General features: G+C 61.9%; 25 protein-coding genes. 9 read left to right on the forward strand and 16 right to left on the reverse strand.

The window, feature by feature from the left end:
- Positions 1–12: 12 nt before the first annotated feature.
- The 7 genes from AB7828_RS18260 to AB7828_RS18290 all read right to left on the reverse strand — a co-directional run bounded on the left by AB7828_RS18260 (position 13) and on the right by AB7828_RS18290 (position 7,435).
- Positions 13–690: a hypothetical protein gene (locus tag AB7828_RS18260; protein WP_441230812.1), complete on the reverse strand. Its 678-nt coding sequence runs from the start codon at positions 688–690 to the stop codon at positions 13–15.
- Between the two features lie 103 nt (positions 691–793).
- Positions 794–1,042: a hypothetical protein gene (locus tag AB7828_RS18265; protein WP_068729285.1), complete on the reverse strand. Its 249-nt coding sequence runs from the start codon at positions 1,040–1,042 to the stop codon at positions 794–796.
- A 116-nt stretch (positions 1,043–1,158) separates the two neighbouring features.
- Entirely contained in the window at positions 1,159–3,153 is a 1,995-nt protein-coding gene (locus tag AB7828_RS18270) for an ATP-binding protein (RefSeq protein WP_441230813.1), read from the reverse strand.
- A 59-nt stretch (positions 3,154–3,212) separates the two neighbouring features.
- On the reverse strand, positions 3,213–4,709 hold the full coding sequence (locus AB7828_RS18275) for an ATPase domain-containing protein (RefSeq protein WP_441230814.1): 1,497 nt from the start codon (positions 4,707–4,709) through the stop codon (positions 3,213–3,215).
- Between the two features lie 79 nt (positions 4,710–4,788).
- Positions 4,789–5,562, reverse strand: coding sequence for a thioesterase family protein (locus tag AB7828_RS18280; RefSeq protein WP_441230815.1), 774 nt, complete (start codon positions 5,560–5,562; stop codon positions 4,789–4,791).
- A gap of 24 nt (positions 5,563–5,586) precedes the next feature.
- A complete protein-coding gene (locus AB7828_RS18285) occupies positions 5,587–6,555 on the reverse strand; it encodes an NAD(P)H-dependent flavin oxidoreductase (RefSeq protein ID WP_068729293.1) in 969 nt (322 codons plus the stop codon).
- Between the two features lie 235 nt (positions 6,556–6,790).
- On the reverse strand, positions 6,791–7,435 hold the full coding sequence (locus tag AB7828_RS18290) for a glutathione S-transferase (RefSeq protein ID WP_441232265.1): 645 nt from the start codon (positions 7,433–7,435) through the stop codon (positions 6,791–6,793).
- A gap of 155 nt (positions 7,436–7,590) precedes the next feature.
- On the opposite strand from AB7828_RS18290, the gene AB7828_RS18295 reads away from it, so the two are divergent.
- Positions 7,591–8,154, forward strand: a complete 564-nt coding sequence (locus AB7828_RS18295) for a TetR/AcrR family transcriptional regulator (RefSeq protein ID WP_441230816.1) — start codon at positions 7,591–7,593, stop codon at positions 8,152–8,154.
- 2 nt (positions 8,155–8,156) lie between these two features.
- Here the strand turns inward: AB7828_RS18295 and AB7828_RS18300 are convergent, their stop codons facing one another.
- From AB7828_RS18300 to AB7828_RS18315, 4 genes are all read right to left on the reverse strand, one after another.
- Complete coding sequence (locus tag AB7828_RS18300; RefSeq protein WP_441230817.1) at positions 8,157–8,744, reverse strand: hypothetical protein; 588 nt, start codon at positions 8,742–8,744, stop codon at positions 8,157–8,159.
- Between the two features lie 46 nt (positions 8,745–8,790).
- Positions 8,791–9,372, reverse strand: a complete 582-nt coding sequence (locus AB7828_RS18305) for a YqaA family protein (protein ID WP_320445697.1) — start codon at positions 9,370–9,372, stop codon at positions 8,791–8,793.
- 67 nt (positions 9,373–9,439) lie between these two features.
- A complete protein-coding gene (gene hisE / locus AB7828_RS18310; protein WP_089267666.1) occupies positions 9,440–9,838 on the reverse strand; it encodes a phosphoribosyl-ATP diphosphatase in 399 nt (132 codons plus the stop codon).
- 150 nt (positions 9,839–9,988) lie between these two features.
- Positions 9,989–10,420, reverse strand: a complete 432-nt coding sequence (locus AB7828_RS18315; RefSeq protein WP_441230818.1) for a hypothetical protein — start codon at positions 10,418–10,420, stop codon at positions 9,989–9,991.
- A gap of 235 nt (positions 10,421–10,655) precedes the next feature.
- Between AB7828_RS18315 and AB7828_RS18320 the strand changes: the two genes are divergently transcribed.
- The 6 genes from AB7828_RS18320 to AB7828_RS18345 all read left to right on the forward strand — a co-directional run bounded on the left by AB7828_RS18320 (position 10,656) and on the right by AB7828_RS18345 (position 18,450).
- On the forward strand, positions 10,656–11,729 hold the full coding sequence (locus tag AB7828_RS18320) for an ABC transporter substrate-binding protein (RefSeq protein ID WP_441230819.1): 1,074 nt from the start codon (positions 10,656–10,658) through the stop codon (positions 11,727–11,729).
- A gap of 105 nt (positions 11,730–11,834) precedes the next feature.
- Positions 11,835–13,631, forward strand: a complete 1,797-nt coding sequence (locus AB7828_RS18325) for a glucan ABC transporter ATP-binding protein/ permease (protein WP_093757446.1) — start codon at positions 11,835–11,837, stop codon at positions 13,629–13,631.
- A gap of 207 nt (positions 13,632–13,838) precedes the next feature.
- Positions 13,839–15,335: a D-alanyl-D-alanine carboxypeptidase family protein gene (locus AB7828_RS18330; RefSeq protein WP_093757447.1), complete on the forward strand. Its 1,497-nt coding sequence runs from the start codon at positions 13,839–13,841 to the stop codon at positions 15,333–15,335.
- Positions 15,336–15,470: 135 nt separating this feature from the next.
- On the forward strand, positions 15,471–17,159 hold the full coding sequence (locus AB7828_RS18335) for a long-chain fatty acid--CoA ligase (RefSeq protein WP_089267671.1): 1,689 nt from the start codon (positions 15,471–15,473) through the stop codon (positions 17,157–17,159).
- A 54-nt stretch (positions 17,160–17,213) separates the two neighbouring features.
- Positions 17,214–17,759: a DUF924 family protein gene (locus AB7828_RS18340; RefSeq protein WP_441230820.1), complete on the forward strand. Its 546-nt coding sequence runs from the start codon at positions 17,214–17,216 to the stop codon at positions 17,757–17,759.
- A gap of 205 nt (positions 17,760–17,964) precedes the next feature.
- A complete protein-coding gene (locus tag AB7828_RS18345; protein ID WP_089267673.1) occupies positions 17,965–18,450 on the forward strand; it encodes a peroxiredoxin in 486 nt (161 codons plus the stop codon).
- A 178-nt stretch (positions 18,451–18,628) separates the two neighbouring features.
- Here the strand turns inward: AB7828_RS18345 and rnhA are convergent, their stop codons facing one another.
- Genes rnhA through ispH form a run of 3 tightly spaced genes read right to left on the reverse strand, consistent with a single transcriptional unit; the run spans position 18,629 to position 21,026 of the window.
- Entirely contained in the window at positions 18,629–19,078 is a 450-nt protein-coding gene (gene rnhA, locus AB7828_RS18350; RefSeq protein ID WP_089267674.1) for a ribonuclease HI, read from the reverse strand.
- Positions 19,075–20,055, reverse strand: coding sequence for a homoserine kinase (locus AB7828_RS18355; RefSeq protein WP_120287322.1), 981 nt, complete (start codon positions 20,053–20,055; stop codon positions 19,075–19,077). Before AB7828_RS18355 ends, rnhA begins: the two co-directional genes overlap by 4 nt.
- A gap of 5 nt (positions 20,056–20,060) precedes the next feature.
- Positions 20,061–21,026 carry a 4-hydroxy-3-methylbut-2-enyl diphosphate reductase gene (gene ispH, locus AB7828_RS18360; RefSeq protein WP_089267676.1) on the reverse strand — a complete coding sequence of 322 codons (966 nt, stop codon included), beginning with the start codon at positions 21,024–21,026 and terminating at the stop codon, positions 20,061–20,063.
- 245 nt (positions 21,027–21,271) lie between these two features.
- Between ispH and AB7828_RS18365 the strand changes: the two genes are divergently transcribed.
- Positions 21,272–21,967 (forward strand): DUF1013 domain-containing protein, encoded by a 696-nt coding sequence (locus tag AB7828_RS18365; RefSeq protein ID WP_089267677.1) that lies wholly within the window; start codon positions 21,272–21,274, stop codon positions 21,965–21,967.
- Between the two features lie 101 nt (positions 21,968–22,068).
- Here the strand turns inward: AB7828_RS18365 and AB7828_RS18370 are convergent, their stop codons facing one another.
- Positions 22,069–22,659, reverse strand: coding sequence for an SMI1/KNR4 family protein (locus AB7828_RS18370; RefSeq protein WP_441230821.1), 591 nt, complete (start codon positions 22,657–22,659; stop codon positions 22,069–22,071).
- 166 nt (positions 22,660–22,825) lie between these two features.
- On the opposite strand from AB7828_RS18370, the gene AB7828_RS18375 reads away from it, so the two are divergent.
- Positions 22,826–23,155 (forward strand): potassium channel family protein, encoded by a 330-nt coding sequence (locus AB7828_RS18375; RefSeq protein ID WP_093757451.1) that lies wholly within the window; start codon positions 22,826–22,828, stop codon positions 23,153–23,155.
- An 11-nt stretch (positions 23,156–23,166) separates the two neighbouring features.
- On the opposite strand, the gene AB7828_RS18380 is transcribed toward AB7828_RS18375, so the two are convergent.
- Positions 23,167–23,385: an alkylphosphonate utilization protein gene (locus tag AB7828_RS18380; protein ID WP_011665834.1), complete on the reverse strand. Its 219-nt coding sequence runs from the start codon at positions 23,383–23,385 to the stop codon at positions 23,167–23,169.
- Between the last annotated feature and the right edge of the window lie 89 nt (positions 23,386–23,474).

Raw genomic sequence — 23,474 nt, forward strand, 5'->3', positions numbered from 1 at the left:
TGTGACAGGCGCTCAGATCGCCGACGCGACCTTTTCAAGTCCGATCATGCGCGCCAGTGCACGGACTTCGCGCTTCTGGTCCTCGCGCAACTGGAACAGCAACGGCATCGCAGCGGACTTGAGCTGCTGTACCTCGTCGCTATCGGGATCGATCGGCGGCGCGCCGGCCGACGAACTGGTCTGTTTGGTCTCGTGGATCCTACGCGCCACGTTGCGCAGCGCCGCTTCGACGCCGGGCCAGTACGATTCCTGCGACGCCGTCAGATTGAGCCGGGTCTTGATCGCCGAAATCTGCGCATCGCTGAGCAGCGTATAGGTCTTCTGCACCGGCTTGGCAGCAGCCTTGGGCTTGGCGGTCGGCTGCGGCACCACGATCGGCGCAAGCACCGTCGAACCGGGTGCTTCGATCGGACTGTCGGATGCAAAGGCCTGGCGCAACGGACTGCCGTCGACGCTCGGGACCTGCTGCGGATCGAGCGACGCCATCATGGCGCCGGCCAATGGCAACTTGTCTTTCTTGCCTTGCGTATTGGAAACCGGTCCGCGCGACACCGCGACCGAATTTTGCGCGGCACTGTCGTCATATGACAGCGACAGCGATGGGATGCTATCGCGACCGAGGATGCTCGCAACAGCGACGCCGGTCAGCAACAGGCAGCCCAGCACAAGAAGGGTCAGCGCACGCGTCAAGCCAGTCTCCGAAATTCAGGACCACCAGAGGTACCTGTCCTCACAAATGGAGATTAATTATGGCCTAACCATACCAGAACGGTGCGATAATACTCAGAGACGTTCAGGCGGCGTTGGCGAGAACATAGGCTTCCTGGATATCGCTCACGATATCGGAGGCTTCCCACAGCGCATCCGGGGCGACCGATTGCATGCTGATGGTCCAGTTCGCGCCCTTTCCGGCGCGGGGCGTACTGACGATGTCGAACTGCACCTCGCGGCACAGCGGATGACGGCCGAAAGCTGCGGCCACGCGTGCCTTGATCTCCTCGATCGTAGCCGGCGTCTTCGCGAAATAGGCTTCGATATCCATGATGGCCCCTGAATCGGTTGATTCCCGATCGGGGCATTGTTGGTTCCACAGGATTTAATGAATGGTTAATTTTGCTGCGCCGCTGGCAGATTGATACCACCCCGGCCGGAGTGGGCTCAGCCCAGCAGCTGATCTAGCCGGTCCCGGAGCTGATCCTGATGGTACGGCTTGGCAAGCCGCGGCAGATCGAGCTGAGCGCCTTCGGGCAAATCCGCATAGCCGGTAGCGAGCAGGACCGGCAGCGACGGCCGCATTTCGCGGGAATAAGCCGCAAGCTCGATGCCCGTCATGCCGGGCATCATGTGATCGGTCATCATCAGATCGAGCGGCTCGTCGCTTTTCAGAATCTCCAGCGCATGCCGCCCCGAAGTCGCGGGGATCACGCGATGGCCGAGATCCTCCAGCATCTCCGTCGTCGACATCGCGATGAGGGGATCGTCATCGACAAACAGGATCACGGCAGAGCGCGCGGCATGACGCATGACATGGGCCGTATCGGCGGCCTCCGGCTTCCTGTCAGTGACCGGCAGCACGAGGGTCGCCGTCGTTCCCTTGCCGACGACGCTCGAGAGATCGAGCGTGCCGCCGAGCTGTACAGCCAGACCGTGCACCATGGACAGACCGAGACCAGTCCCCTTGCCGAGCGGCTTGGTCGAGAAGAACGGTTCGATCGCCTTCTTCAACGTCTCCGGCGACATGCCGGCGCCATTGTCGATGATCGACACCTTGAGATAGTCGCCGGGCTTCAGAATCGGGTCGCCCTTGCCGACCTTATGCTTCTTCACCTTGATATCGATGGAGCCGCCGTCCTGCATGGCGTCGCGCGCATTGATCGCGAGATTGAGGATGGCGAGTTCGAGCTGATTGGGATCGATCTGTGCCCGCGGCAGATTGTCGGGAATATCGAGACGCAGCGCCACGCGCGGCCCGAGCGAGCGCTCGAGCAGATCGCTCATGCCGCGGACCAGCGCGCCGAGATCGACAGCCACGGCTTTCAGATCCTGCTGCCGTGCAAAGGCCAGCAGCCGCTGCGTCAGTGAGGCGCCGCGTTCGGCGCCCTGCATGGCACCATCGACCAGTCGTTTCAGGCGCGGATCATCCGGCATGCGCTTGCGCAGCAGATCGAGATTGCCCATCACCGCCATCAGCAGATTGTTGAAGTCATGCGCGACGCCGCCGGTGAGCTGGCCGATGGTCTCCATCTTCTGCGCCTGGCGCAGTTGGTCCTGCGCCTTCTCGCGCGCCGCAACTTCCTTCATCAGGTCGTTGCTGCGTTCCTCGACGCGCTGTTCGAGCGTCGCCGTAAGCTCGGCAAGCGCAGACCGCTCCGCCGTCAACTGCTCCAGCAAGTTGTCGCGATCGATATCGGCAGACTTTCGCGCCGTGATATCGACGGAGACGCCGACCAGCGTTTTCGGCTTGCCGTCAGACCCACGAACCATGCGCGCACGCGTCTCGACCCAATGCACCGAGCCGTCCGGCCAGATATTGCGGTATTCGACATTGTAATCCGCGCCGGCCATCAGCGTCGCATCGAGCGCCTGCTGGCGTTGCTCGCGATCATCGGGATGAACCGCGGCCTGCAACTCGCTAAACGTGAATGATTGATCCGGCCGGCGGCCGAAGCATGCCTTGGTCGTGTCCGAGACCTCAAGCCGAAGCTCGGGCAGATGCAGTTCGAGCGTGCCGAGCCGTCCCGCATCGAGCGCCGTCTGCAGCAGCCCCTGACTGTCGCCGAGATCTTCGAGAATGGCACGCGTCTGATATTGACGCCGGCGCGCGCGGACGGCCGAACCGACGATCGAAATCAATGTGGTCGGGTGAAACGGGCGCTCGATGAACGTCACATTGCCGAGCAACTGTCCGAGCCGCGCGGCATCCGGGTTGCGCTCCGGTCCGCCGCCCTGACGTGTCAGCAGGATGATCGGGAAATCGGACCACGACGGCTGATCATGCAGCCAGCTGCCGAGGCCGCGCAGATCAACGGTCTTGATCGCCTCGTCAGCAATGACAGCCACGCCGGCGCCGCCCTTGATCTCGTCGAGCAGCGTCGGAAAATCCGCACAGGGTTGCGCGTAAAAACCGGCCTCGCGGATTAATGCCGCAGCCACTGCAGAATCGCGCCCTGTGGGAGCAAGGATGACAGCGCGCTCGGAGGAACGCCCCGGTTTCACGCCGAGGATCCCTCAAGCAGAGAATTTTGACCGTTGTAAATGGGTACGCCACGCAACACGCCCTGGAATTCGCTCAGCGGCGCGCCGATCGTGAGGCCTCGCCCGTCGATCCGGTACTCGCGAATGGTCGACTCATGTGCACCGGTTCGCTTCTTGATCACGGACATCGCACGGCGAACGCTGCCGCTTGCTTCGAAGTAACGGAGCAGGATCACGGTATCGGCGAGATAGGTGACGTCCACCGGCGCCTTCATATCGCCGACGAGGCCGTGCTGCGCCACCGTCATGAAGGTCGCTGCGCCCCTGCGATTTAGATATTGCAGCAGCTCATGCATGTGCAGGATCAGCGAATTCTCTTCCGGCATCGAGGCCTGATAGCCATTCAGACTGTCGATCACGACGGTCTTGATGTTGTGCTCGTCGATCTGACGACGGACGCGATGCGCAAATTCACCCGGCGACAATTCGGCGGCATCGACCTGTTCGACAAACAGATGCCCGCTTTCCTGCATGGCGGCGAGATCGATTCCGATCCCCTTCATGCGATCGAATAGCAGTCCAAGCTCCTCGTCGAAGATAAACATTGCAGCCTTCTCGCCGCGCTTCACCGCTGCGACCACATTGACGATCGCGGTCAGCGATTTGCCCGTGCCCGCCGGCCCCAGGATCAATGTGCTCGAGCCTGTTTCGATGCCGCCGCCCAGCAATTGGTCGAGTTGCGCAATGCCGCTCGACTTGGTCTTGCGATCCATGCTGTTGCGGAATTCGGATGCGACCAGCCGAGGAAAAACGTTAAGGCCGCCCGTGGTGATGGTGGCATCGTGGTAGCCGCCGCGAAACTTGACGCCGCGATACTTGATCACCCGCGCACGCCGACGCTCCGCGCCATAGGACGGCGCCAGTTCTTCGAGCCGCAGCACGCCATGCGCGACGCTGTGCACCGTCTTGTCGGCCACTTCCGCCGTGAGGTCGTCGAGCAACATCACTGTCGTGCCGAATTTTGCGAAGTAATGCTTGATGGCCAGTATCTGGCGGCGATAACGCAACGAGCTCTGCGCCAGCAGCCGGATTTCCGACAGGCTGTCCAAGACGACCCTGCTCGGCTGGGTGCGTTCCACGGCCTCGAATATCTGCTTGGTGGTTTCGCCGAGTTCGAGGTCGGACGAATAAAGCAGGCTCTGTTGCTGATCCTCGTCAAGCAGACTTTCCGGCGGCAGGAGCTCGAAAACTTCAATGCTCTTGTCGAGGGTCCAGCCATGGGACGCTGCGCCATCGCGCAACTCACTATCCGTCTCGGATAGCGTGATGTAGAGACCCTTCTCTCCGATCCGCGCGCCCTCCAGCAAGAACTGCAACGCGACCGTGGTCTTGCCTGTCCCCGGCGCGCCTTCGACAAGAAAAATGTGACCTCGGGAGAATCCGCCGGAGAGGATATTATCCAATCCCCAGATGCCGGTCCTGGCTTTGTCGTCCTGCACGTGCGTCGAACTCATACTGCCCCCTGACGCGCGATAACCGGGGCAATATCAATCGGTTCCCTGTCCAGGACAAAAATTCTAAAAAGCGCGGTCGTCAACGTTTCTCAATGACCAGGCTCTGCACTGCCCGGCCAAAATAACCATTGATATCGGCGAGCTTCGACGCAGCAAGACCGGCGCCATCCGGCCCGATCCAGCTCTCCCCGTCCAGCAGGATCCAGTCGCCCACCGGCGGACGCGACAGGCTCACGGTGAGGTCGGCATTCAGGAAGGTCCAGTCATCGAAACTCAACACCGGTGACGAGCCGTTGCTGAAGTCGGCCGCGATGACGGCACGCATCACCTGCGAGAGGCCGGCGCCTTCGACGATCGGCCGGTTGGCCCGGTACCAGATCGCGCCCGGCCCGAGCGACAGGAAGCCGCCGCGCACAGCGCGAATGGTCATGCCGGTGACGAAGGGACTGCTGGCGTAACGTGGCTCCAGCAATCCACCCTGATCCGGCGGCGGCACCGTGACCGGCGGATCGGCGATCTCCGACGGAAGCGCCTGCGCCTCCGCCCTGATCTTCAGCACCGTCGCACGCACCACGACTGTACCGTTCGCCATCAGTCTGACGCCAACGAGCTGAATCTTGCGACCCTCGCGCAGCACTTCCGTCTCGAAAGTGAGCGGCGCTACCGGCACCGGCCGCAACAAGTCGATGGTGACACGCGTCACATGCATCGGACTTGCGGTCGGCATCTGCTCGGCAAGCCATGTTACCAGCGCCGATGGCGCCGAGCCGTGCTGCATCGTCTCATTCCACGGACCCGCAGCATGCGGGCTGGTGACGACATGATTGTCGTCGACGCGATAGATGGCGTCCATCAGATCGGCCTTCTCAATGCAGGATCAGAGCGGCGGATCGATCGCTTCGTCATATTCCTTCTTGAAGCGCGCAACGAGCTCGGCCACCGGCACGACCTTCGACACGCTGCCGATGCCCTGGCCGCTGCCCCAGATCTCCTTCCAGGCCTTTGGCTTGGCACGCTCGCCACTGGCGTCGGTGCCAAAATTCATCTTGGTCGGATCGGACTCCGGCAGATTATCCGGATCCATGCCGGCGGCAACGATGGACGGCTTCAGGTAGTTGCCATGAACGCCGGTGAAGAGATTCGAATAGACGATGTCTTCGGAGCCGGAAGCCGCGATCATATCCTTGTAGCCCGGCACCGCATTGGCTTCGGTGGTGGCGATGAAGGCCGAACCGATATAGGCGAAGTCGGCACCGAGGATACGCGCGGCGCGAATGGCGCGACCGTTGGCGATGGCGCCCGACAGTGCGATCGGACCGTCGAACCACTGTCGGGTCTCGGCGACGAACGCGAGCGGCGAAATCTCGCCGGCATGACCGCCGGCGCCTGCCGCAACGAGGATCAGGCCGTCAGCACCCTTCTCGATCGCCTTGTGCGCGAAACGCTGATTGATGACGTCATGAAACACGATGCCGCCCCAGGCATGGGCCGCCTGATTGAGTTCTTCACGCGCGCCAAGCGAGGTGATCATCATCGGCACCTTATGCTTTTCGCAAAGTGCCATGTCCTGCTCGAGCCGGTTGTTGGACTTGTGCACGATCTGGTTGACCGCGAAGGGTGCGGAGAGCCGATCCGGATGCGCCTTGTCATGCGCGGCGAGTTCTTCCTTGATCCGGTGCAGCCATTCATCGAGCAGCGCCGCCGGACGTGCATTCAGCGCGGGAAACGCGCCGACGATACCGGCCTTGCACTGCGCGATGACGAGATCCGGCACCGAAATGATGAACAACGGCGAACCGATCACGGGCAGCGACAGGCGGTTCTTGAACAAAGCCGGCATCGACATGGGAAATTCCTCGACTTCTTTTCTTGATTTGTGCGCGATCCTGCGCGCCTGCTCCCGGTCGATCCGGGTGCGGGCGGACGATGCCAGAAGCGTGGGGCGGATGGCAATTGCGCTGCGGGAGAAAAAAGCCGGACCCCGAGCGGCGTTCGTCCGGTACGCGGAATAATGGGGCACCACATTATCCAGGTGGCGCCCCATTATCAGGATGACTGATCGATTGTCGGCAAGCGCCCCATCAAGCGGGTTCTGACATCGTCACACGGTTCTTGACGCTGGGGCGCTCGTTCATCCTTGCGTACCAGGCTTGAAGTGCCGCGAACTCCGCAGGCACCTCCAGCTTCACGAGGCCGGCGAAGATCAAGCCGCCAATTACCGTGATATCGGCCATTGAGAAAAACTCGCCGGCAATGAACGGCTGCTTTTTCAGCACCCCGTCAAAGTACGCCATGCCCCTGAGCGCCTTGTCGCGCTGGCGAAATCCCCACTCGGCATTCTGATAAATCTCGACATGGGGTCCGAGCCCTGGTGTCGCGTGATGGAAATAGACACTAATGGCGTCGAGCAGCTCCAGCTCGGCACGCTTGCTCATCATGTGGATCAAGCCCTTCTCCCGCGGCGTGCCGCCGGTGAGCGTGGGGGAGCCGTCAAGTCCGTCGAGATACTCGGTAATGGCCGTGCATTCGGCAATGAAAGTGCCGTCGTCGAGTTCGAGCACCGGCAACGTGCCTGAATAGTTCTTGGCGAGGAATTCGGGCTTCTTGTGCTCGCCTTTGGTGAGATCGACCGACACGAAATTGATGCGCGATCGAAGATTCTTCTCGGCCACAGCAATCCGGACGCGCGCCGGGTAAGGCCCTGTGCTCCAATCGTGAATCGTCATCATCGGCAGCTTTGTTGCGTCGCCATTGGAGATCTGAGTATTCATTAGCCTATCCTACCTATCAGTTGGTAGGGTGATTTACGGCTTTGATTTACAGGCGTCAACGCCTATCTATCACTTGGTAGGCCGCAAACACGGGGTTGTGAGACCGGGATATGAGTTCGAATTCCAGAGAAGCCATCCTGGCGGCCGCGAAACTGACCGCGCAGGCCCATGGCTATAGCGGCCTGAATTTCCGTGATCTTGCGGCAGATGTGGGCATCAAGGCCGCGAGCATCTACCACCACTTCCCGAGCAAGGCCGATCTAGGCGCCGCGGTTGCCAGGCGCTATTGGGAGGACTCGGCCGCCTATCTGGAGGCACTGCTGGCCGAGTCCAAGGATCCGGCCGCCTGCCTGCGCCAATATCCCGGCACGTTCCGCAAGGCGCTGGAGAGCGGCAACCGCATGTGCCTGTGCAGCTTCATGGCCGCCGAATATGACGACCTGCCGGAGCCGGTGAAGAAAGAGATCCGGACCTTCACCGATATCAATGTGACATGGCTGAGCAAGGTTCTCGTCGCTGTAACCGCGCTGAGCCCTGAGAAGAGCGAACCTCGTGCGCGCGCCATCTTCGCCGCCATCACCGGCGCCCAGCTGATGGCAAGAAGCCGCGCGGATGTCTCGCTCTATGACACGCTCATCGAGAGCTATCGCGCAGCGGGTCTGTTGCCGACATAGACCTACTGGCAGAGCGCCTGGGTGACGTAATTTTCCGTCTTGCAATCGCCCGGCTCCGGCGCACGGCCGGGGATCATGGCCCTGGGCGAGCAGCTTTGCGCTGCATCGGTGTCGAGGCTCTTGCCGTCCTTGAAGCCCTTGCTCTGACAGAGCTTGTCTGAGGCCGCCTTGCAGTCGGGTGCGCCATTGGCAGCGACCGGACAGACTACCCTTCCCTTCACCACCGTGTTCAGCTTGGTCAGGCTGTCGGTGCCGAGCGACGGCATGGTGGGCAGCGACGGCAGCAGCGAGGTGGAATTCTTGAACAGCTTGCCGATCTCGTTGAACAGGCCGGGATTCTCGGGCGCCGGGGGCGGTGACGGCGGCGGCGCCTGTTCAGCCATTGGCGCCGGCGCGAAAGCCGCGGCAGGCGGGGGTGCGGCCGAGGGAGCCGGGACAACCTGAATCGTGATCGACTTCTGCGGCGCTGGCTGCTGCTGCATCGCCTGCGACCAGGCGCACATCGTAGCTGCGACCACGGTCAGCACCGCGATCGCAGCGACGACGCAGTTGCGGGTTACCGGAGCCAAGAGACGGGTCAAATCGAACATGATGCGGAACGTATCCCGGCACCTGCGCCGGGGGAAGCATCCAGATCTAGAACATCCGGAATGCGATGATGAACCCGAGCACCAGAACGCCGACGCCCAGCGCAACCCACAGACCCAGACGCTTCTCGATGGTCTCGCGAATCCAGACGCCGTAGCGGTTGAGCAGGATGGCGACGACATAGAAGCGCACGCCGCGGGCAACCACCGACAGCGCGATGAACATCCAGATATTATAGTTGGCGAAGCCTGACGTGATGGTGACAAGCTTGTAGGGGATCGGCGTCAGCCCCTTCAGCAGGATGATCCATGCGCCATATTCGGCATAGCCGGCGCGGAATGCCTCGACCTTGTCGCCATAGCCATAGAAATGAATGACCCATTGGCCGACGGAGTCATACAGCACCGCGCCGATGAGATATCCCACCACACCGCCAAGCACTGAGGTAATGGTGCAAATGCCCGCATAGAGCCAGGCCTTCTGTGGCCGGGCCAGCGCCATCGGAATCAGCATCACATCCGGCGGCACCGGAAAGAACGAACTTTCCGCGAAGGACACGATGCCCAAAATCCAGAGGGCATAGGGCTTGTGGGCGGCGTCGATACACCAGTCATACATTCGTCTGAGCATGGTTCGCGATGAACCATCCTGAAGCCGATTTGTCTATGGCTGGGCTGACACGCGCGAGACGAAAAGCTTAACTCAACTTGCGAAGGCGACGACCTTCGAGCGCGACAATTGGCCGCCGCGCAGCGCTTTGCTCGATGGATTTGGGCCGTTTCGGCGGTTTCGGGAGCTTTTCGGCAATACCGAGCATGTCTTCACGCCGGCTCATCTCGGCCCAGACCTGCTCAGGACGCACGCCCGCGGCCGCCCACAATACTGTCAAATTGTAGAGAAGATCGGCGCTTTCACGGATCACGGCGTCCGGTTTGCGGTTGATCGCATCGATGACGACCTCGATGGCCTCCTCGGCCAGCTTCTTCGCCATCTTTTCCGGCCCCTGCTGATAAAGCCGGGCCGTTCGCGAGACCGAGGGATCGAGATCCTTGGCCGCGATCACCGCCTGATAAAGCCGGTCGAGCGAATCACTCATGCAACTACACTATCCCAAAGCCGTGGCCAGCGCGTTAACGGCTGCCATTCAAGTGTCTGCAACGACGTCAAAACGCCGGCCGCAAGCGCGACCGGCGTTTGATAGTTAAGTGACAGTTGCATGACGGAATAAGTTGTGACCGATCGCGAACTACCAGGTCATACGACGCGAATTATCATAACCATGACCACCGCCGTAGCCGCGATACGGTACGCCACCGTAATAGGCAGGACCGCCATCATAATAGGCTGGGCCACCGCCGTAGTAGCCGTAGCCCGGGCCATTATCGTAGTAATAGTCGCGACGGCTCTGCGTGGCAGCGATTGCGCCAATGGTGCCGACGATGGCGCCAAAGGCCGCAAGGCCAGCGGCATTGCCGCCACCGCGATAATGGCGACGACGGGCGCTGCTGAAATCGGTCGCATCGCTCGTGCCGTGAGTTGTAACAGCCTGGCTCGTGCTCTTGGCGACAGGCGCCGCGATTGCTCCGGTCGGCGCGATTGCCGAGATGGTCATGGCCGCAACACTCGCCACGATGGCGGCGCGGCCAGTCTTATTAAACAATCCATTTCGTACGAACATCTCAATGTCCTCCGTGGTCGTCTGGCCCTGTGGGCCTCTGTATAGCCAACCACTTCGGCCACTATGAGTTCCCCAACCCCAACGGCAGCTGAACGATCGGTGTCCAAATCGGGGCAGTCATCTCCCGTTCAGCCTTTTACGGTTAGAAACGACGCGCAAGATGTCGCACCATACCGCCATCAATCAGACATGCCCGGCGGGGTAACTGCCGGTCCGTCAGTCGTTAAGTATCTTGATGCCCAGAAACGCGACCAACATTTCCCGGCGGCATGTCCTCCTCTCGCTGAGTGCGCTGGGCTCCGTCGCTTTTTGCGCATCATCGGGACAGGCCGCCGACGACAACAAGGCAGCTGACGACAAAACACCGACCAATATCCAGTTTGCGCTCGATCGCGCAGTCGATGCGATTGCCGCACCTTTCGTGCTGGCCGATGCCCGCGGCCTGTACCGGGCCGAGAACCTGAATGTAACCACCACCGTCGCCGCAGGATCGAAGGAGGCCATCGCGCGGATCGCTTCCGGCGCCTGCGACATGGCGCTGGCCGATCTCAATGCGTTGATCCGCTATCGCGGCGATTCCGATGCCGCGACAGTGAAAGCCGTCTTCGTGCTGCTCAATGTAGCCCCCTACGCCATCGTCGCCCGCAAGAGCCGCGGCGTGATCTCGCTCGGTAGCCTTGAAGGAAAAGTGCTTGGGGTCGCTGATCGCGATCTCGCGATCCGGCTATGGCCGGCACTGGCCAAGCGCAACAACATCAAGCTTGCAGCCGTGAAGCTGGAGAGGATCAGCGCCGCGGTGCGCGAACCGATGCTCTCGGCCGGTCAGGTCGATGCGGTCACCGGCTTCTCCTATCTCTCGGCGGTCAACCTGCGCGACCGCGGCGTCCCCGCGGATGACTTGGCGGTGTTTCGTTTCGCCGAGTTCGGCTCCGCCGCCTATGGCCTCGCGCTGATCGTCAATCCGAAATTCGCTGCCGCCAGACCCGAGGCCGTGAAAGCCTTCATTCGTGCCGTCACCGCCGGGACGCAGTTGGCGATCCAGGACCCGGCCAAGGCGATCACCGACGTCGTGACCCAGATGGAGAATGGTTCGCGCGAGCTCGAACTGACGCGGCTCCACATTGCCATTACCGACAATATCCTGACCGACGACGTCCGCCGCGACGGACTGGGCGGCATCGACGCCGCACGCTTTGAGGCGTCGCTCAACGAGATCGCCGAAGATTTTACCTTCAAGAAGCGCCCCTCAGCCGCGGACATCTTCGATGACAGCTTCCTGCCGGGCTCGGTCGGCCGCAAGATGAACTGAAGAAGTTCAACTGAACAACTTTTCCCGAAGCTGTATTCGGCTGCCATCCCCGCTTAGACTATGCGCAATCGGTTATCCCGTTCGCGCTGCGCTGAGTGACCTCCCATGATCCGTCTTTACACCCGTGTGCTGGAGCTGCTCGGCAAGGAGAAGCGCCTTGGCTGGATCCTTGCGGGCGCCAACCTGCTGCTCGCCGGCGCGCAATTCGCCGAACCGGTGCTGTTCGGCCGGATCATCGATGTGCTCTCCGGCAATCTCTCGACAGCCGCGATGCAGACGGACAGCGCATCGCCCTGGCCGCTGCTGGCGGCCTGGGTTGCGTTCGGCCTGTTCACCATCGTCTGCGGCGCGGTGGTGGCGCTTCATGCGGATCGCCTCGCGCATCGCCAGCGCCAGGCGGTGCTAACCGATTATTTCGAACACATCATGCAACTGCCGCTGACCTTCCACACCGGCACGCATTCAGGACGCCTGATGAAAGTGATGCTGGCCGGCACCGATGCCCTCTGGCGTGTCTGGCTCGGCTTCTTCCGCGAGCATTTCGCCTCCATCGTCTCGCTGTTCGTGCTGCTGCCACTGTCGATCTATCTGAACTGGCGGCTGGCGATCCTGCTCGTGATCCTGTGCGTCGTGTTCACGGTGCTGACCACAATGGTCGTGCGCAAGACATCGGGCATGCAGAGCGACGTCGAGGAGCATTACGGCGACCTTTCCGCGCGTGCTTCCGATGCGCTGGGTAATGTCGCGCTGGTGCAGAGCTTCACGCGCATCGATGCCGAGGTGCAGGGCCTGCGCGGCGTCTCCAGCCAGTTGCTCGAAAAGCAAATGCCGGTGCTGTCGTGGTGGGCACTGGTCTCGGTGATGACGCGCGCCTCCACCACCATCACCGTGCTCGCGATCTTCACCGTCGGCATCGCGCTGCATCAGCAAGGTCTCACCACCGTCGGCGAAATCGTGATGTTCGTCAGTTTTGCGACGATGCTGATCCAGAAGCTCGAACAGGTGGTTTCTTTCATCAACACCATCTTCATGGAAGCACCGCGGCTGCGCGATTTCATGAACGTCCTCGATGCAGTACCCGCGGTGCGCGACCGCATCGACGCCATGGATCCCGGCCGGCTGCAGGGCATGGTCGAATTCAACGACGTGTCGTTCTCCTATGACGGCAAGCGGCCGGCCATCGCGGATCTGTCCTTCACGGCGCTGCCCGGCGAGACCATCGCGCTGGTCGGCGCCACCGGCGCCGGCAAATCCACCGCTATCGCACTGCTGCACCGGGCTTTCGACCCGCAATCCGGCATCATCTCGATCGACGGTATGGATGTCCGTGCACTCACCCTGTCGGGCCTGCGCCGAAACATCGGCGTCGTGTTCCAGGAGGCGCTGCTGTTCAATCGCTCCATCGCCGACAACCTGCGCGTCGGCAAGCCGGATGCGACGGACGAAGAGTTGCGCATTGCCGCTGCCCGCGCCCAGGCGCTCGATTTCATCGAACGCAGCGATAACGGTTTCAACACCAATGCCGGCGAGCGTGGTCGCATGCTATCCGGCGGCGAGCGGCAGCGGCTGTCGATCGCGCGTGCACTGCTGAAGGATCCGCCGATCCTGATCCTCGACGAGGCCACCAGCGCGCTCGATGCCGTGACCGAGGCCAAGCTCAACGTCGCTCTCGATGAAGTGATGAAGGGCCGCACCACCTTCGTGATCGCGCACAGGCTGTCCACCATCCGCAACGCCACGCGCATCCTCGTATTTGAGAACGGCCGCGTGATCGAAGCGGGAACTTTCGATGAACTCGTGATGCAGGGCGGCTATTTCGCCAGTCTGGCCGCCGCCCAGTTCATGGTTCAGGAGGACGCACGCGCCAGCATGGCCCTGCCCGATGTCGCCGAACCCCTTTGATGTCTTTGGAGAACCGGTCGAAATTTGGCCCCTTTCATCACCGATTTAACCGGCTCGCCACTGTTCTGATGCTCTCGGCCGGTATAGGTTTGCAGCCGTCACCGCGTGACGGCAGACCGACATGAGAGCCCCGAACCTCAAATCCAAGAATTGCTGCGCGCGGTGCTGGAGCACTGCAGGCGGGCCGCAAAGGACCGGAATCGGATAGTGCAGTTTCACTTCGCATCGCGCCGCCTGCTATCACTCAACTGGTTCATTCTCGCCGCGGCACTTGCGCTCGGCGTGACTGCGCCGCGCACGGCCAGTGCTGAAGCGCTTCTGCTCGTCGAAGCCGATACCGGCAAGGTCCTGCAGGCCGAGAACGCGACCTATCCGTGGCATCCCGCCTCCGTCACCAAGCTGATGACGACCTATGTCACGTTGCAGGCGGTGAAGCAGGGACGCATCAACCTCGACACGGTGGTGACAGTGTCGCCGATCGCCTCCGCACAGTCGCCATCGAAGATGGGCTTCAAGGCCGGCACGCAGGTCACCATCGATAACGCGCTGAAGATGATGATGGTGAAGTCCGCCAACGACATGGCCGTCGTGCTTGCCGAAGGCGTCGGCGGCTCCGTCGACGGATTTTCCGCGATGATGAATGCCACGGCGCAGAAGCTCGGCATGACGCAAACCCACTATGTCAATCCGAACGGCCTGCCCGCGGACGAGCAGGTGACCTCGGCGCGCGACCTCGCGATCCTTGCGCGTGCGATCATTCGCGACCTGCCGGAATACGAATATTTCGTCCATATTCCCGCGATCAAATTCGGCCGCCGCATCACGCCGAACTTCAACAAGCTGATCGGCCGCTATCCCGGCGCCGACGGCATGAAGACCGGTTTCATCTGCGCCTCCGGCTACAATCTTGTCGCCACCGCCACCCGTGGCAACAAGCGGCTGATCGCGGTGGTGCTCGGCGCCTCGTCCGGCCAGGCGCGCGCCGTCAAGGCAGCGCAGCTGCTGGAGCGCGGCTTCAACACCGGCACAGGCGGCCTGACCTGGCTGCAGCCGGCGCTCGGCACCGTGGATGCCCTCGCACCGATCGACGCCGCGCCACCCAACCTGCGCGACGAGATGTGCGGACCGAAACGCAAGCGCCCGGCCAGCGACGCCGATGACGAAGTCGTCGCCAGCAACGAAGCCAGCAGCCAGGCCATGTCGTTCTTCACCGCCGGTCTGCAGCCGCCAACGCTGCGCCCGGTCGACATGATCGCCGCAGCCGCCGCACCGGTCGAGCCAGTGATCGTTTATATTGGACCGAAGAAGACCGGCGCCGACCTGATCGCCGCCAATGCGGTGGAAGAAGCCCGGCAGACGCCAAAGCCCAAGGGCAAGAAGGGCACCAAGACCGCGGCCAAGAAGCCTGACGCGGCAGCCGACAGCAAGGACGCCAAAACCGCAGCATCGGCCGAGGCAAAAACGGCCGCGAAACCTGCGGCCAAACCGGCTGCAAAACAGGCAGCGGTGAAACCGGATGCAGCCGCGCCGAAACCGGCCGCTGCAGCTAAGCCAGCCGCCGCCAAGCCCGCGGCTGCCAAGCCTGCCACGGCGGCCACCGCCGCTCCGGCCACAACGCCGGCCAAGCCGAAGGCAGCGGCCAAACCCGCACCGAAAGCTACCACCGGCGAAGCCAAGCCGGCTGCGGCAGCTCCGCGCACTTAGACCTTCGTCGACAAGGCTCAACTATCATCGTTAACGCGGCCGGTTTCCGGCTGCGTCATGTTGCGCCGCGCCTTGCTATCAAGGGCAGCTTTGCTCAATACTTCGACGAAATAATCAAATCGAGGGGGAAGTGTCATGGAGCGTATCTGGCTCAAACAATATCCGGCAGGCGTGCCAGCCGACATCGACGTCAGCCTGTATCCGTCGCTGGTCGATCTGCTCGAAGAGAGCTTTGCCAAATTCCGCGATCGCAAAGCCTTCATCTGCATGGATAAGTCGATCACCTATCGTGAGCTCGACGAAATGTCCCTGGCGCTCGGCGCCTATCTGCAGAGCAAGGGCCTCGCCAAGGGCGCCCGTGTCGCGCTGATGATGCCGAACGTGCTGCAATATCCGATCGCCACCTCCGCGGTGCTGCGCGCCGGCTATGCCGTGGTCAACGTCAACCCGCTCTACACGCCGCGCGAGCTCGAGCATCAGCTCAAGGATTCCGGTGCCGAAGCCATCATCGTGCTGGAGAACTTCGCCTCTACGGTGCAGCAGGTGATCGCCAAGACCAATGTGAAGCACGTCATCCTTGGCAGCATGGGCGACATGCTCGGCTTCAAGGGCGTGATCGTCAATCTCGTGGTCCGGCGGGTAAAGAAAATGGTGCCGGCTTATGAATTGCCGGGCGCCGTCTGGTTCAACGATGCAGTCTCCGCCGGGCGCAGCATGAAGATGAAGAAGCCGGTGCTCGGGCCCGACGACGTCGCTTTCCTGCAATATACCGGCGGCACCACCGGCGTTTCCAAGGGCGCCACGCTGCGCCATCGCAACATCCTGGCCAATGTGCTGCAGAACGATGCCTGGCTGCAGCCGGCACTGCGCAAGCCGCCGCATGTGGACCAGCTCTTCATCGTCTGCGCGCTGCCGCTGTATCATATCTTCGCGCTGACGGCCTGCTTCCTGCTGGCCGTGCGCGCCGGCGGCGTCAACCTCCTGATCCCGAACCCGCGCGATATGCCGGGCTTCGTGAAGGAGCTGATGAAGTATCAGGTCAACAGCTTCCCGGCCGTCAACACGCTCTATAACGGATTGCTGAATACGCCCGGTTTCGACCAGGTGGATTTCTCAAAGCTGAAGATTTCCAACGGCGGCGGCATGGCGGTGCAGAAGGCCGTGGCCGAACGATGGCTGAAGACGACCGGCTGCTTCGTGGCCGAAGGCTACGGCCTGTCGGAAACCTCGCCGACGCTGACCTGCAACCCGGCCGATGTCGATCAGTTCAACGGCTCCATCGGCGTGCCGGTGCCATCGACCTGGATCTCGATCCGCGACGACGACGGCAACGAAGTCCCGCTCGGCGAGCCCGGCGAGATTTGCGCCAAGGGTCCGCAGATCATGTCGGGCTACTGGAACCGGCCGGACGAGACCGCCAAGGTGATGACCGCAGACGGTTTCTTCCGCACCGGCGATATCGGCATCATGAGCCCCGACGGTTTCACCAAGATCGTGGATCGCAAGAAGGACATGGTGCTGGTCTCGGGCTTCAACGTCTATCCGAATGAGGTCGAGGACGTCATCGCCAGCCATCCCGGCGTGCTGGAATGCGCCGTGATCGGCGTGCCAGATCCGAAGACCACCGAGGCGGTGAAGGCCTTCGTCGTCAAGAAGGACCCGAACGTCACCGCCGAGGACATCATCAAGTTCTGCGGCACCCAGCTCACCAACTACAAGGTGCCGAAACAGATCGAATTCCGCACCGCTTTGCCGAAGACCAATGTCGGCAAGATCCTGCGCCGCGAACTCCGCGACGAGAAGAAGCAGGCCTCAGCGGCCTGACACACTGCTATAGGGTGGGCCCGCTTTCGCATGGCCCACCCTATGGATCTCAGCATGACTGCAACGACTCCCGCCGACATCATCGCCTTCTGGACAGACGCCGGCTGGGACTGCTGGTACGCCAAGAACGACGATTTCGATGCCGAGATCACCCGCCGCTTTCGCGCGCTGTGGGATGAGGCCGTCGCAGGCAACCTTGCGTCATGGGAGGCCAGTGACGAGGGTACGCTCGCCCTGATCCTCGTGCTCGACCAGTTTCCCCGCAACATGTTCCGCAACGATGCGCGGGCCTTTTCCAGCGATCGCCTCGCTTGCGAGCTCACGATCAGGGCCGTCGCGCGCGGCGTCGATCAGCGCGTCGACCAGCAGATGCAGCAGTTCGTCTATATGCCGCTGATGCATTCGGAAGACCTCGCCGATCAGGAGCGCTGCTGCGCACTGTTTCGCGCCACCGGCGAGACCGACAACCTGAAATTCGCCGACGAGCACGCCGACATCATCCGGCGCTTCGGCCGTTTCCCCCACCGTAACCGGGTGCTGGGGCGCAGCACCACGGCGGAGGAACAGGCGTTTCTCGATGCCGGCGGCTTCGGCGGGTAGAATTGGCCTCCGACCCTCTTCGTCATTGCGAGGAGCGAAGCGACGCGGCAATCCAGTCTTCCCTTGTTGCTTTCTGGATTGCTTCGCTACGCTCGCAATGACGAAGATGAGAAGCCCCTGCCTTGCCTTTGAGCGCCCCTCAATATTGCCCGCGTCATGCAGCCGGTCTAAACACACTCACCCTTACTTTCAGGAGAGATCGACGATGACCATTCAAGTTGGCGACAAGCTGCCCGAGTCCAAGCTCCGTGTCATGACCTCCGAAGGTCCGGCCGTGAAGACCACCGACGACATCTTCAAGGGCAAGAAAGTGGCGCTGTTCGCGGTGCCCGGCGCCTATACCGGCACCTGCCACAAGATGCATCTGCCGAGCATCTTCCTCAACGCCTATGCCATCAAGGACAAGGGCGTCGACACCATCGCGATCATCTCCGTCAACGATGTGTTCGTGATGAACGCCTGGAAGAAAGACACCGACCTGCGCGACGAAGCGGTGTTCCTCGCCGACGGCAATGCCGACTTCACCAAGGCCATCGGCATGGAGCTCGACGCGTCGGGCAACGGCCTCGGCATCCGCTCGCATCGTTATTCGATGCTGGTGGAAGACGGCAAGGTGACCAAGCTCAACCTTGAGCCGGCACCGGGCAAGGTCGAAGTCTCCGGCGGCGACACGCTGCTAGGTCAGCTCTGAGCTGAGATCTTCGATTAGAGAACCACGAACTCCGTCATGGCCGGGCAGCGCGAAGCGAACCTTCGCTAGATGTCCCGGCCATCCACGTCTTCGCCGCGAGCCAAGACGTGGATACCCGGCATTCGCCAGGCATGACGGCAGAGTTTGGTGTGCAGTCAGCGCAAAATGCCGCCCGCTTCTACCTGCCCCGGTTCTCCGCCAGCCCGTCGCGCGACAGCTGATCGGCGCGTTCGTTCTCGGCATGGCCGGCATGGCCCTTGACCCAGTGCCAGCGCACGTCATGGGTCTTCAGCGCGGCGTCGAGGCGCTGCCACAGGTCGACATTCTTCACCGGCTTCTTGTCCGACGTCTTCCAGCCGTTTTTCTTCCAGCCGTGAATCCAGCTCATGATGCCGTTGCGCAGATACTGACTGTCGGTGTGCAGATCCACCGAACACGGCTTTTTCAACGCTTCCAGCGCGGAAATCGCCGCCATCAGCTCCATGCGGTTGTTGGTGGTGTGGGCCTCGCCGCCCTTCAGCTCCTTCTCGGCATCGCCGAAACGAAGGATCGCGCCCCAGCCGCCGGGGCCGGGATTTCCCGAGCAGGCGCCGTCGGTATAGATCGTCACAGGCGTCGCAGTGGTCACGCGGGCTGCCTCGCCGCTTCGACGCCGTAGTCGGCCATCGACGTCACCGACTGGTGGAAGCGCAGCTTGCGGACATACTCGACCGGATCCTTCGGCTTCACGAAGGCGCCTTCCGGCACATTGAGGAAATCCACGAGACGCGTGAGCAAGAAACGGATCGACGCGCCGCGTGCCAGCAGCGGAAACGCCGCGCGCTCGGCACTGGTCAACGGACGCACCGCCTCATAGGCATTGAGGAAAGCGCGCGCCTTGGTGGCATTGAACGACAGATCCGGCTCGAAGCACCAGGCGTTCAGGCAGATCGCCACGTCATAGGCCAGCATGTCATTGCAGGCGAACGGGAAGTCGATCAGGCCGGAGAGCTTGTCGCCAAGAAAGAACACGTTGTCCGGAAACAGATCCGCATGGATCACGCCTTCAGGCAGATCGCTCGGCCAATGCGCGGCAAGATAGTCGAGTTCGGTCTGCAGGAAAGCGCGCAGCCCGGGCTGAACCGTATCGGCGCGCGGTGCTGCGAGGTCGAGCAAACCGCGCCAACCATCGACCGACAGGTTGTTCTTGCGCACCAGCGGGAAATCGCGCCCGGCGACATGCATCCTCGCCAGCGCTTCGCCGACACCGGCGCAATGCATCGCGTTGGGACGACGCGGCCACATGCCTTCGAGGAAGTTGATGATCGCGGCGGGCCGGCCGGCGAGCGATGCATAGACCGCACCGTCGCGATTCTTCTGCGGCTGCGGGCAATTCACGCCGCGCGCGCAGAGATGTGCCATCAGACCGAGGAAGTAAGGCAGGTCGTCCGCTTCGACGCGCTTCTCATAGAGCGTGAGGATATACGCGCCCTTGGAGGTGTGCATCAGGAAGTTGGAATTCTCGACGCCTTCGGCGATGCCCTTGTAGGAGAGCAATTCGCCGACATCGTAGCTCTTCAGGAAGTCCGCGAGATCATCGGCGGCAACATCGGTATAGACCGCCATCGCGGTTACGCCGCGGCCTCGGGACGCAGCGAACGCGGCAGCGGGAAGAATTCGTTTTCTTCAGCAGCCGACACCGTCTCCACATGCAGCTCATAACGCTGCGCGAAGGCATCCATGATCTCTTCGACGATCACTTCCGGCGCCGAGGCGCCCGCGGTGATGCCGAGGCTGGTGATGCCCTCGAACATGCTCCAGTCGAGATCGCTGGCGCGCTGCGCCAGCACCGAAACCCTGCAGCCCTCGCGCTCGGCCACTTCGCGCAGACGCTGCGAGTTCGACGAGTTCGGCGCACCGACAACGATCAGCGCATCGACCACCGGCGCCACCTTCTTCACGGCAAGCTGGCGGTTGGTGGTGGCGTAGCAGATGTCTTCCTTGTGCGGCCCGTTGATCGTGGGGAAGCGGCTCTTCAGCACTTCGACGATCTCGGCGGTGTCGTCGATCGACAGCGTCGTCTGGGTCACGAAAGCGAGATTGTTCGGATCCTTCGGCTGGAAGGTCTGGGCGTCTCCAGCGGTCTCGATGAGCTGCACAGCGCCAGGCGGCAGCTGGCCGACGGTGCCGACCACTTCCGGATGATGCGAATGCCCGATCAGCAGGATCTCACGGCCGCGCTTGAAGTGGATCGCCGCCTCGCGGTGCACCTTGGTGACCAGCGGGCAGGTTGCGTCCAGCGAGAAGAAATTGCGCTGACGGGCATCCTCGGGAACCGATTTCGGCACGCCATGGGCGGAAAATACTACCGGCGCGGAGGTATTGTCCGGGATTTCGGCGAGTTCCTCGACGAAAATCGCGCCCTTGGTCTTGAGACTGTCCACCACATACTTGTTATGGACGATCTCATGCCGGACATAGACCGGTGCGCCATGGATGGCGAGTGCGCGTTCGACCGTATCGATCGCCCGGACGACGCCTGCGCAGAAGCCGCGCGGCGAACAAAGAACGATTTTCAGGGACGGTTTGGTCGTCATATCGGGGCGATCCAGGGGCCTGGGCACCAAAATGGCAGGTGCTATGGGTCAGATTGGCAAAATTCAGCCAAAGAGCTTGTCTGAATAAGGACTTGGGGCCGGTTTGCGGCGCTGTCAAGGCCGAACTGCCGGGCATTGCGCGGTTGCCCTCTGACAGATTATATAGAGCCTTAATTCCCGTCATCACCGATGACCAGACGGCTTCGCCTCCGAAAGAGGTGGGCGAAGCGCAAAGGAGATGTGCCATGAGCAATGCCCCGCTGATGCCAAAGGCGACGGCCGTGTGGCTGGTCGACAATACGGCGCTGACCTTCGATCAAGTCGCCGATTTCACCAAGATGCACCCGCTCGAGATCCGCGCCATTGCCGACGGCGACGCCGCCCAGGGCATCAAGGGCATGGACCCGATTTCCAACGGGCAATTGACCCGCGACGAGATCGAAAAGGGTGAGAAGGACAAGAATTATCGGCTCAAGCTCGAAGAGAGCAAGGTGATCCTGCCGCCAGCCGCCAAGAAGAAGGGCCCGCGCTACACCCCGGTGTCGCGCCGCCACGAGCGCCCGAGCGCGATCCTGTGGCTGGTGCGTAACCATGCCGAGCTGAAAGACAGCCAGATCATGCGGCTGGTCGGCACCACCAAGACCACCATCGCCTCGATCCGCGACCGCACCCACTGGAATGCTTCGACCCTGACCCCGATGGATCCGGTGACCCTCGGCCTGTGCTCGCAGATCGAACTCGATTTCGAAGTGCAGCGCGCGGCCAAGGAAAAGCCGACCGACCAGGCTTACGGCGGCGCGACCCTGCTGCCCGCGTCGGAAACCACCCGCAAGGACGAGCTCGAGACCGCCGAGAGCGGCAGCGGCGACCTCAATGTCGACGCCGTGTTCGCCAAGCTGAAGGGCATCGGCGGCAGCAAGAAGCAGGACGACGACGAATAAGCGCCTGCGCTGCGCGCAGATGCGCGGCGGCAAGGACAGAATTGAAAACGCGGCGGTTCATCCCGCCGCGTTTTTTTTGTTTCAGGTGATGCGCCGCCCGCTTACGCCAGCGGGCGACGGATGCTGACATTGATGCTGCCGTCATCGTCATATGCCACCAGCTTGCCGATGAAATTCGAGAACGACGTGGCGACTTCGATGAAGCAGCCCTGTCTGTCGATCATGTAAGCGAGGACGTCGTCGGCATTCTCCAGGTTCACGCCTGCATCAGCCAGTTCGCTGATGTCCGGGATGACCTCGTGATCGACGAAGTAGATCTTGCCCTTCGCCTTACCCTTGTAGATTTCGACGATCGGATCGCCGCCGTGACTTTCCGCCACCGGATAGCAGAAGGCACGGAAGGCCTTGTCCCAGAGATCGGCGTCGGCGAGGAACACGCGCAGGTCGTTGTATTCGAAGCCGGTGTCGAGACCGCGGAGGTAGCGCACCGAATCGAATGTCTCGACGCCATCGGCCAGCGGGCCGGCTGTGTCGAGATCGAAATAGAAGCCGTTATGCGCTTTCAGAAACGCCGTATAATCGGACGAGAATTCGATGCCCTGCTCCGCGGCAAAAGCCGCTATGGCTTTGTCCATCACCGGCTTGAATGTCATCGCATCGGGATAGTCTTCGAACCTGAACTCGTTTGCCATCATGTACTCCGCTTATGCGTAGGGGATCCCGCCTGAGCGGTGCCTTCCTTGGTGCTGCAGAGGTAAGGCAAGGTTCATGGCCGCGCCCGACGCATAATCTTCACTTTCCAAACGCCATCGAATCCTGCGACATCGCGCATGGACGGCAACGCATGGAGTGGCGACGATGGCATCTCTCTGGCTTGGTCTGATGCGCTTGCTGGCCGGCTTCCGCCGCGGTCTGCGCGATCCCGAATTTCGCGCGATCCTGTTTCTGCTGGCCATCGCCATGACCGGCGGCGCCGTATTCTTTCACGCCGTGGAAGGCTGGCCGTGGATCGACGCCGCCTATTTCAGCGCGATGGCGCTCACCACCGTTGGCGACGCCACGCTGTCGCCGACCACCGCCATCGCGAAAATCTTCACGATGCTGTTCTCGATCTGCGGCATCGGACTGATGCTGGCATTCCTGTCGCGGCTATCGACGTTCCGCGAGCATGAGGAAGGCCGGGAGTGATATCGTAGCCGTCACGCCTTCTTCAGAAATTCCGTGCGCAGCACTAGGCCTTTCACCTTGTCAGTGCGGCCTTCGATCTCGTCTTCATTATCGGTGAGATGGATGTTCTTGATCACGGTGCCGCGCTTGAGCACGGTGGAGGAGCCTTTCAGCTTGAGGTCCTTGATCAGCGTGACGGTATCGCCTTCAGCGAGCAGCGCGCCGTTCGAATCCCTGACCTTGATGTCCATGATGTTGTCCTTTGCGGGGTGCCTGTCTTCCCCTCTCCCCCGCGCAGCGAAGCTGCGCAAGGCGGGAGAGGGTGGATCGAACACGCGAA

The organism is Tardiphaga sp. 215_C5_N2_1, from assembly GCF_052076055.1.
Lineage (GTDB): Bacteria > Pseudomonadota > Alphaproteobacteria > Rhizobiales > Xanthobacteraceae > Tardiphaga > Tardiphaga robiniae.

Coding starts and splice junctions, on each gene's coding strand:
- AB7828_RS18265 (WP_068729285.1), bottom strand. CDS start 1,042: ATGGATATCGAAGCCTATTTCGCGAAGACGCCGGCTACGATCGAGGAG.
- AB7828_RS18275 (WP_441230814.1), bottom strand. CDS start 4,709: ATGAGTTCGACGCACGTGCAGGACGACAAAGCCAGGACCGGCATCTGG.
- AB7828_RS18280 (WP_441230815.1), bottom strand. CDS start 5,562: ATGGACGCCATCTATCGCGTCGACGACAATCATGTCGTCACCAGCCCG.
- AB7828_RS18285 (WP_068729293.1), bottom strand. CDS start 6,555: ATGTCGATGCCGGCTTTGTTCAAGAACCGCCTGTCGCTGCCCGTGATC.
- AB7828_RS18290 (WP_441232265.1), bottom strand. CDS start 7,435: ATGACGATTCACGATTGGAGCACAGGGCCTTACCCGGCGCGCGTCCGG.
- AB7828_RS18295 (WP_441230816.1), top strand. CDS start 7,591: ATGAGTTCGAATTCCAGAGAAGCCATCCTGGCGGCCGCGAAACTGACC.
- AB7828_RS18300 (WP_441230817.1), bottom strand. CDS start 8,744: ATGTTCGATTTGACCCGTCTCTTGGCTCCGGTAACCCGCAACTGCGTC.
- AB7828_RS18305 (WP_320445697.1), bottom strand. CDS start 9,372: ATGCTCAGACGAATGTATGACTGGTGTATCGACGCCGCCCACAAGCCC.
- hisE (WP_089267666.1), bottom strand. CDS start 9,838: ATGAGTGATTCGCTCGACCGGCTTTATCAGGCGGTGATCGCGGCCAAG.
- AB7828_RS18315 (WP_441230818.1), bottom strand. CDS start 10,420: ATGTTCGTACGAAATGGATTGTTTAATAAGACTGGCCGCGCCGCCATC.
- AB7828_RS18320 (WP_441230819.1), top strand. CDS start 10,656: ATGCCCAGAAACGCGACCAACATTTCCCGGCGGCATGTCCTCCTCTCG.
- AB7828_RS18325 (WP_093757446.1), top strand. CDS start 11,835: ATGATCCGTCTTTACACCCGTGTGCTGGAGCTGCTCGGCAAGGAGAAG.
- AB7828_RS18335 (WP_089267671.1), top strand. CDS start 15,471: ATGGAGCGTATCTGGCTCAAACAATATCCGGCAGGCGTGCCAGCCGAC.
- AB7828_RS18340 (WP_441230820.1), top strand. CDS start 17,214: ATGACTGCAACGACTCCCGCCGACATCATCGCCTTCTGGACAGACGCC.
- AB7828_RS18345 (WP_089267673.1), top strand. CDS start 17,965: ATGACCATTCAAGTTGGCGACAAGCTGCCCGAGTCCAAGCTCCGTGTC.
- AB7828_RS18355 (WP_120287322.1), bottom strand. CDS start 20,055: ATGGCGGTCTATACCGATGTTGCCGCCGATGATCTCGCGGACTTCCTG.
- ispH (WP_089267676.1), bottom strand. CDS start 21,026: ATGACGACCAAACCGTCCCTGAAAATCGTTCTTTGTTCGCCGCGCGGC.
- AB7828_RS18365 (WP_089267677.1), top strand. CDS start 21,272: ATGAGCAATGCCCCGCTGATGCCAAAGGCGACGGCCGTGTGGCTGGTC.
- AB7828_RS18370 (WP_441230821.1), bottom strand. CDS start 22,659: ATGGCAAACGAGTTCAGGTTCGAAGACTATCCCGATGCGATGACATTC.
- AB7828_RS18375 (WP_093757451.1), top strand. CDS start 22,826: ATGGCATCTCTCTGGCTTGGTCTGATGCGCTTGCTGGCCGGCTTCCGC.
- AB7828_RS18380 (WP_011665834.1), bottom strand. CDS start 23,385: ATGGACATCAAGGTCAGGGATTCGAACGGCGCGCTGCTCGCTGAAGGC.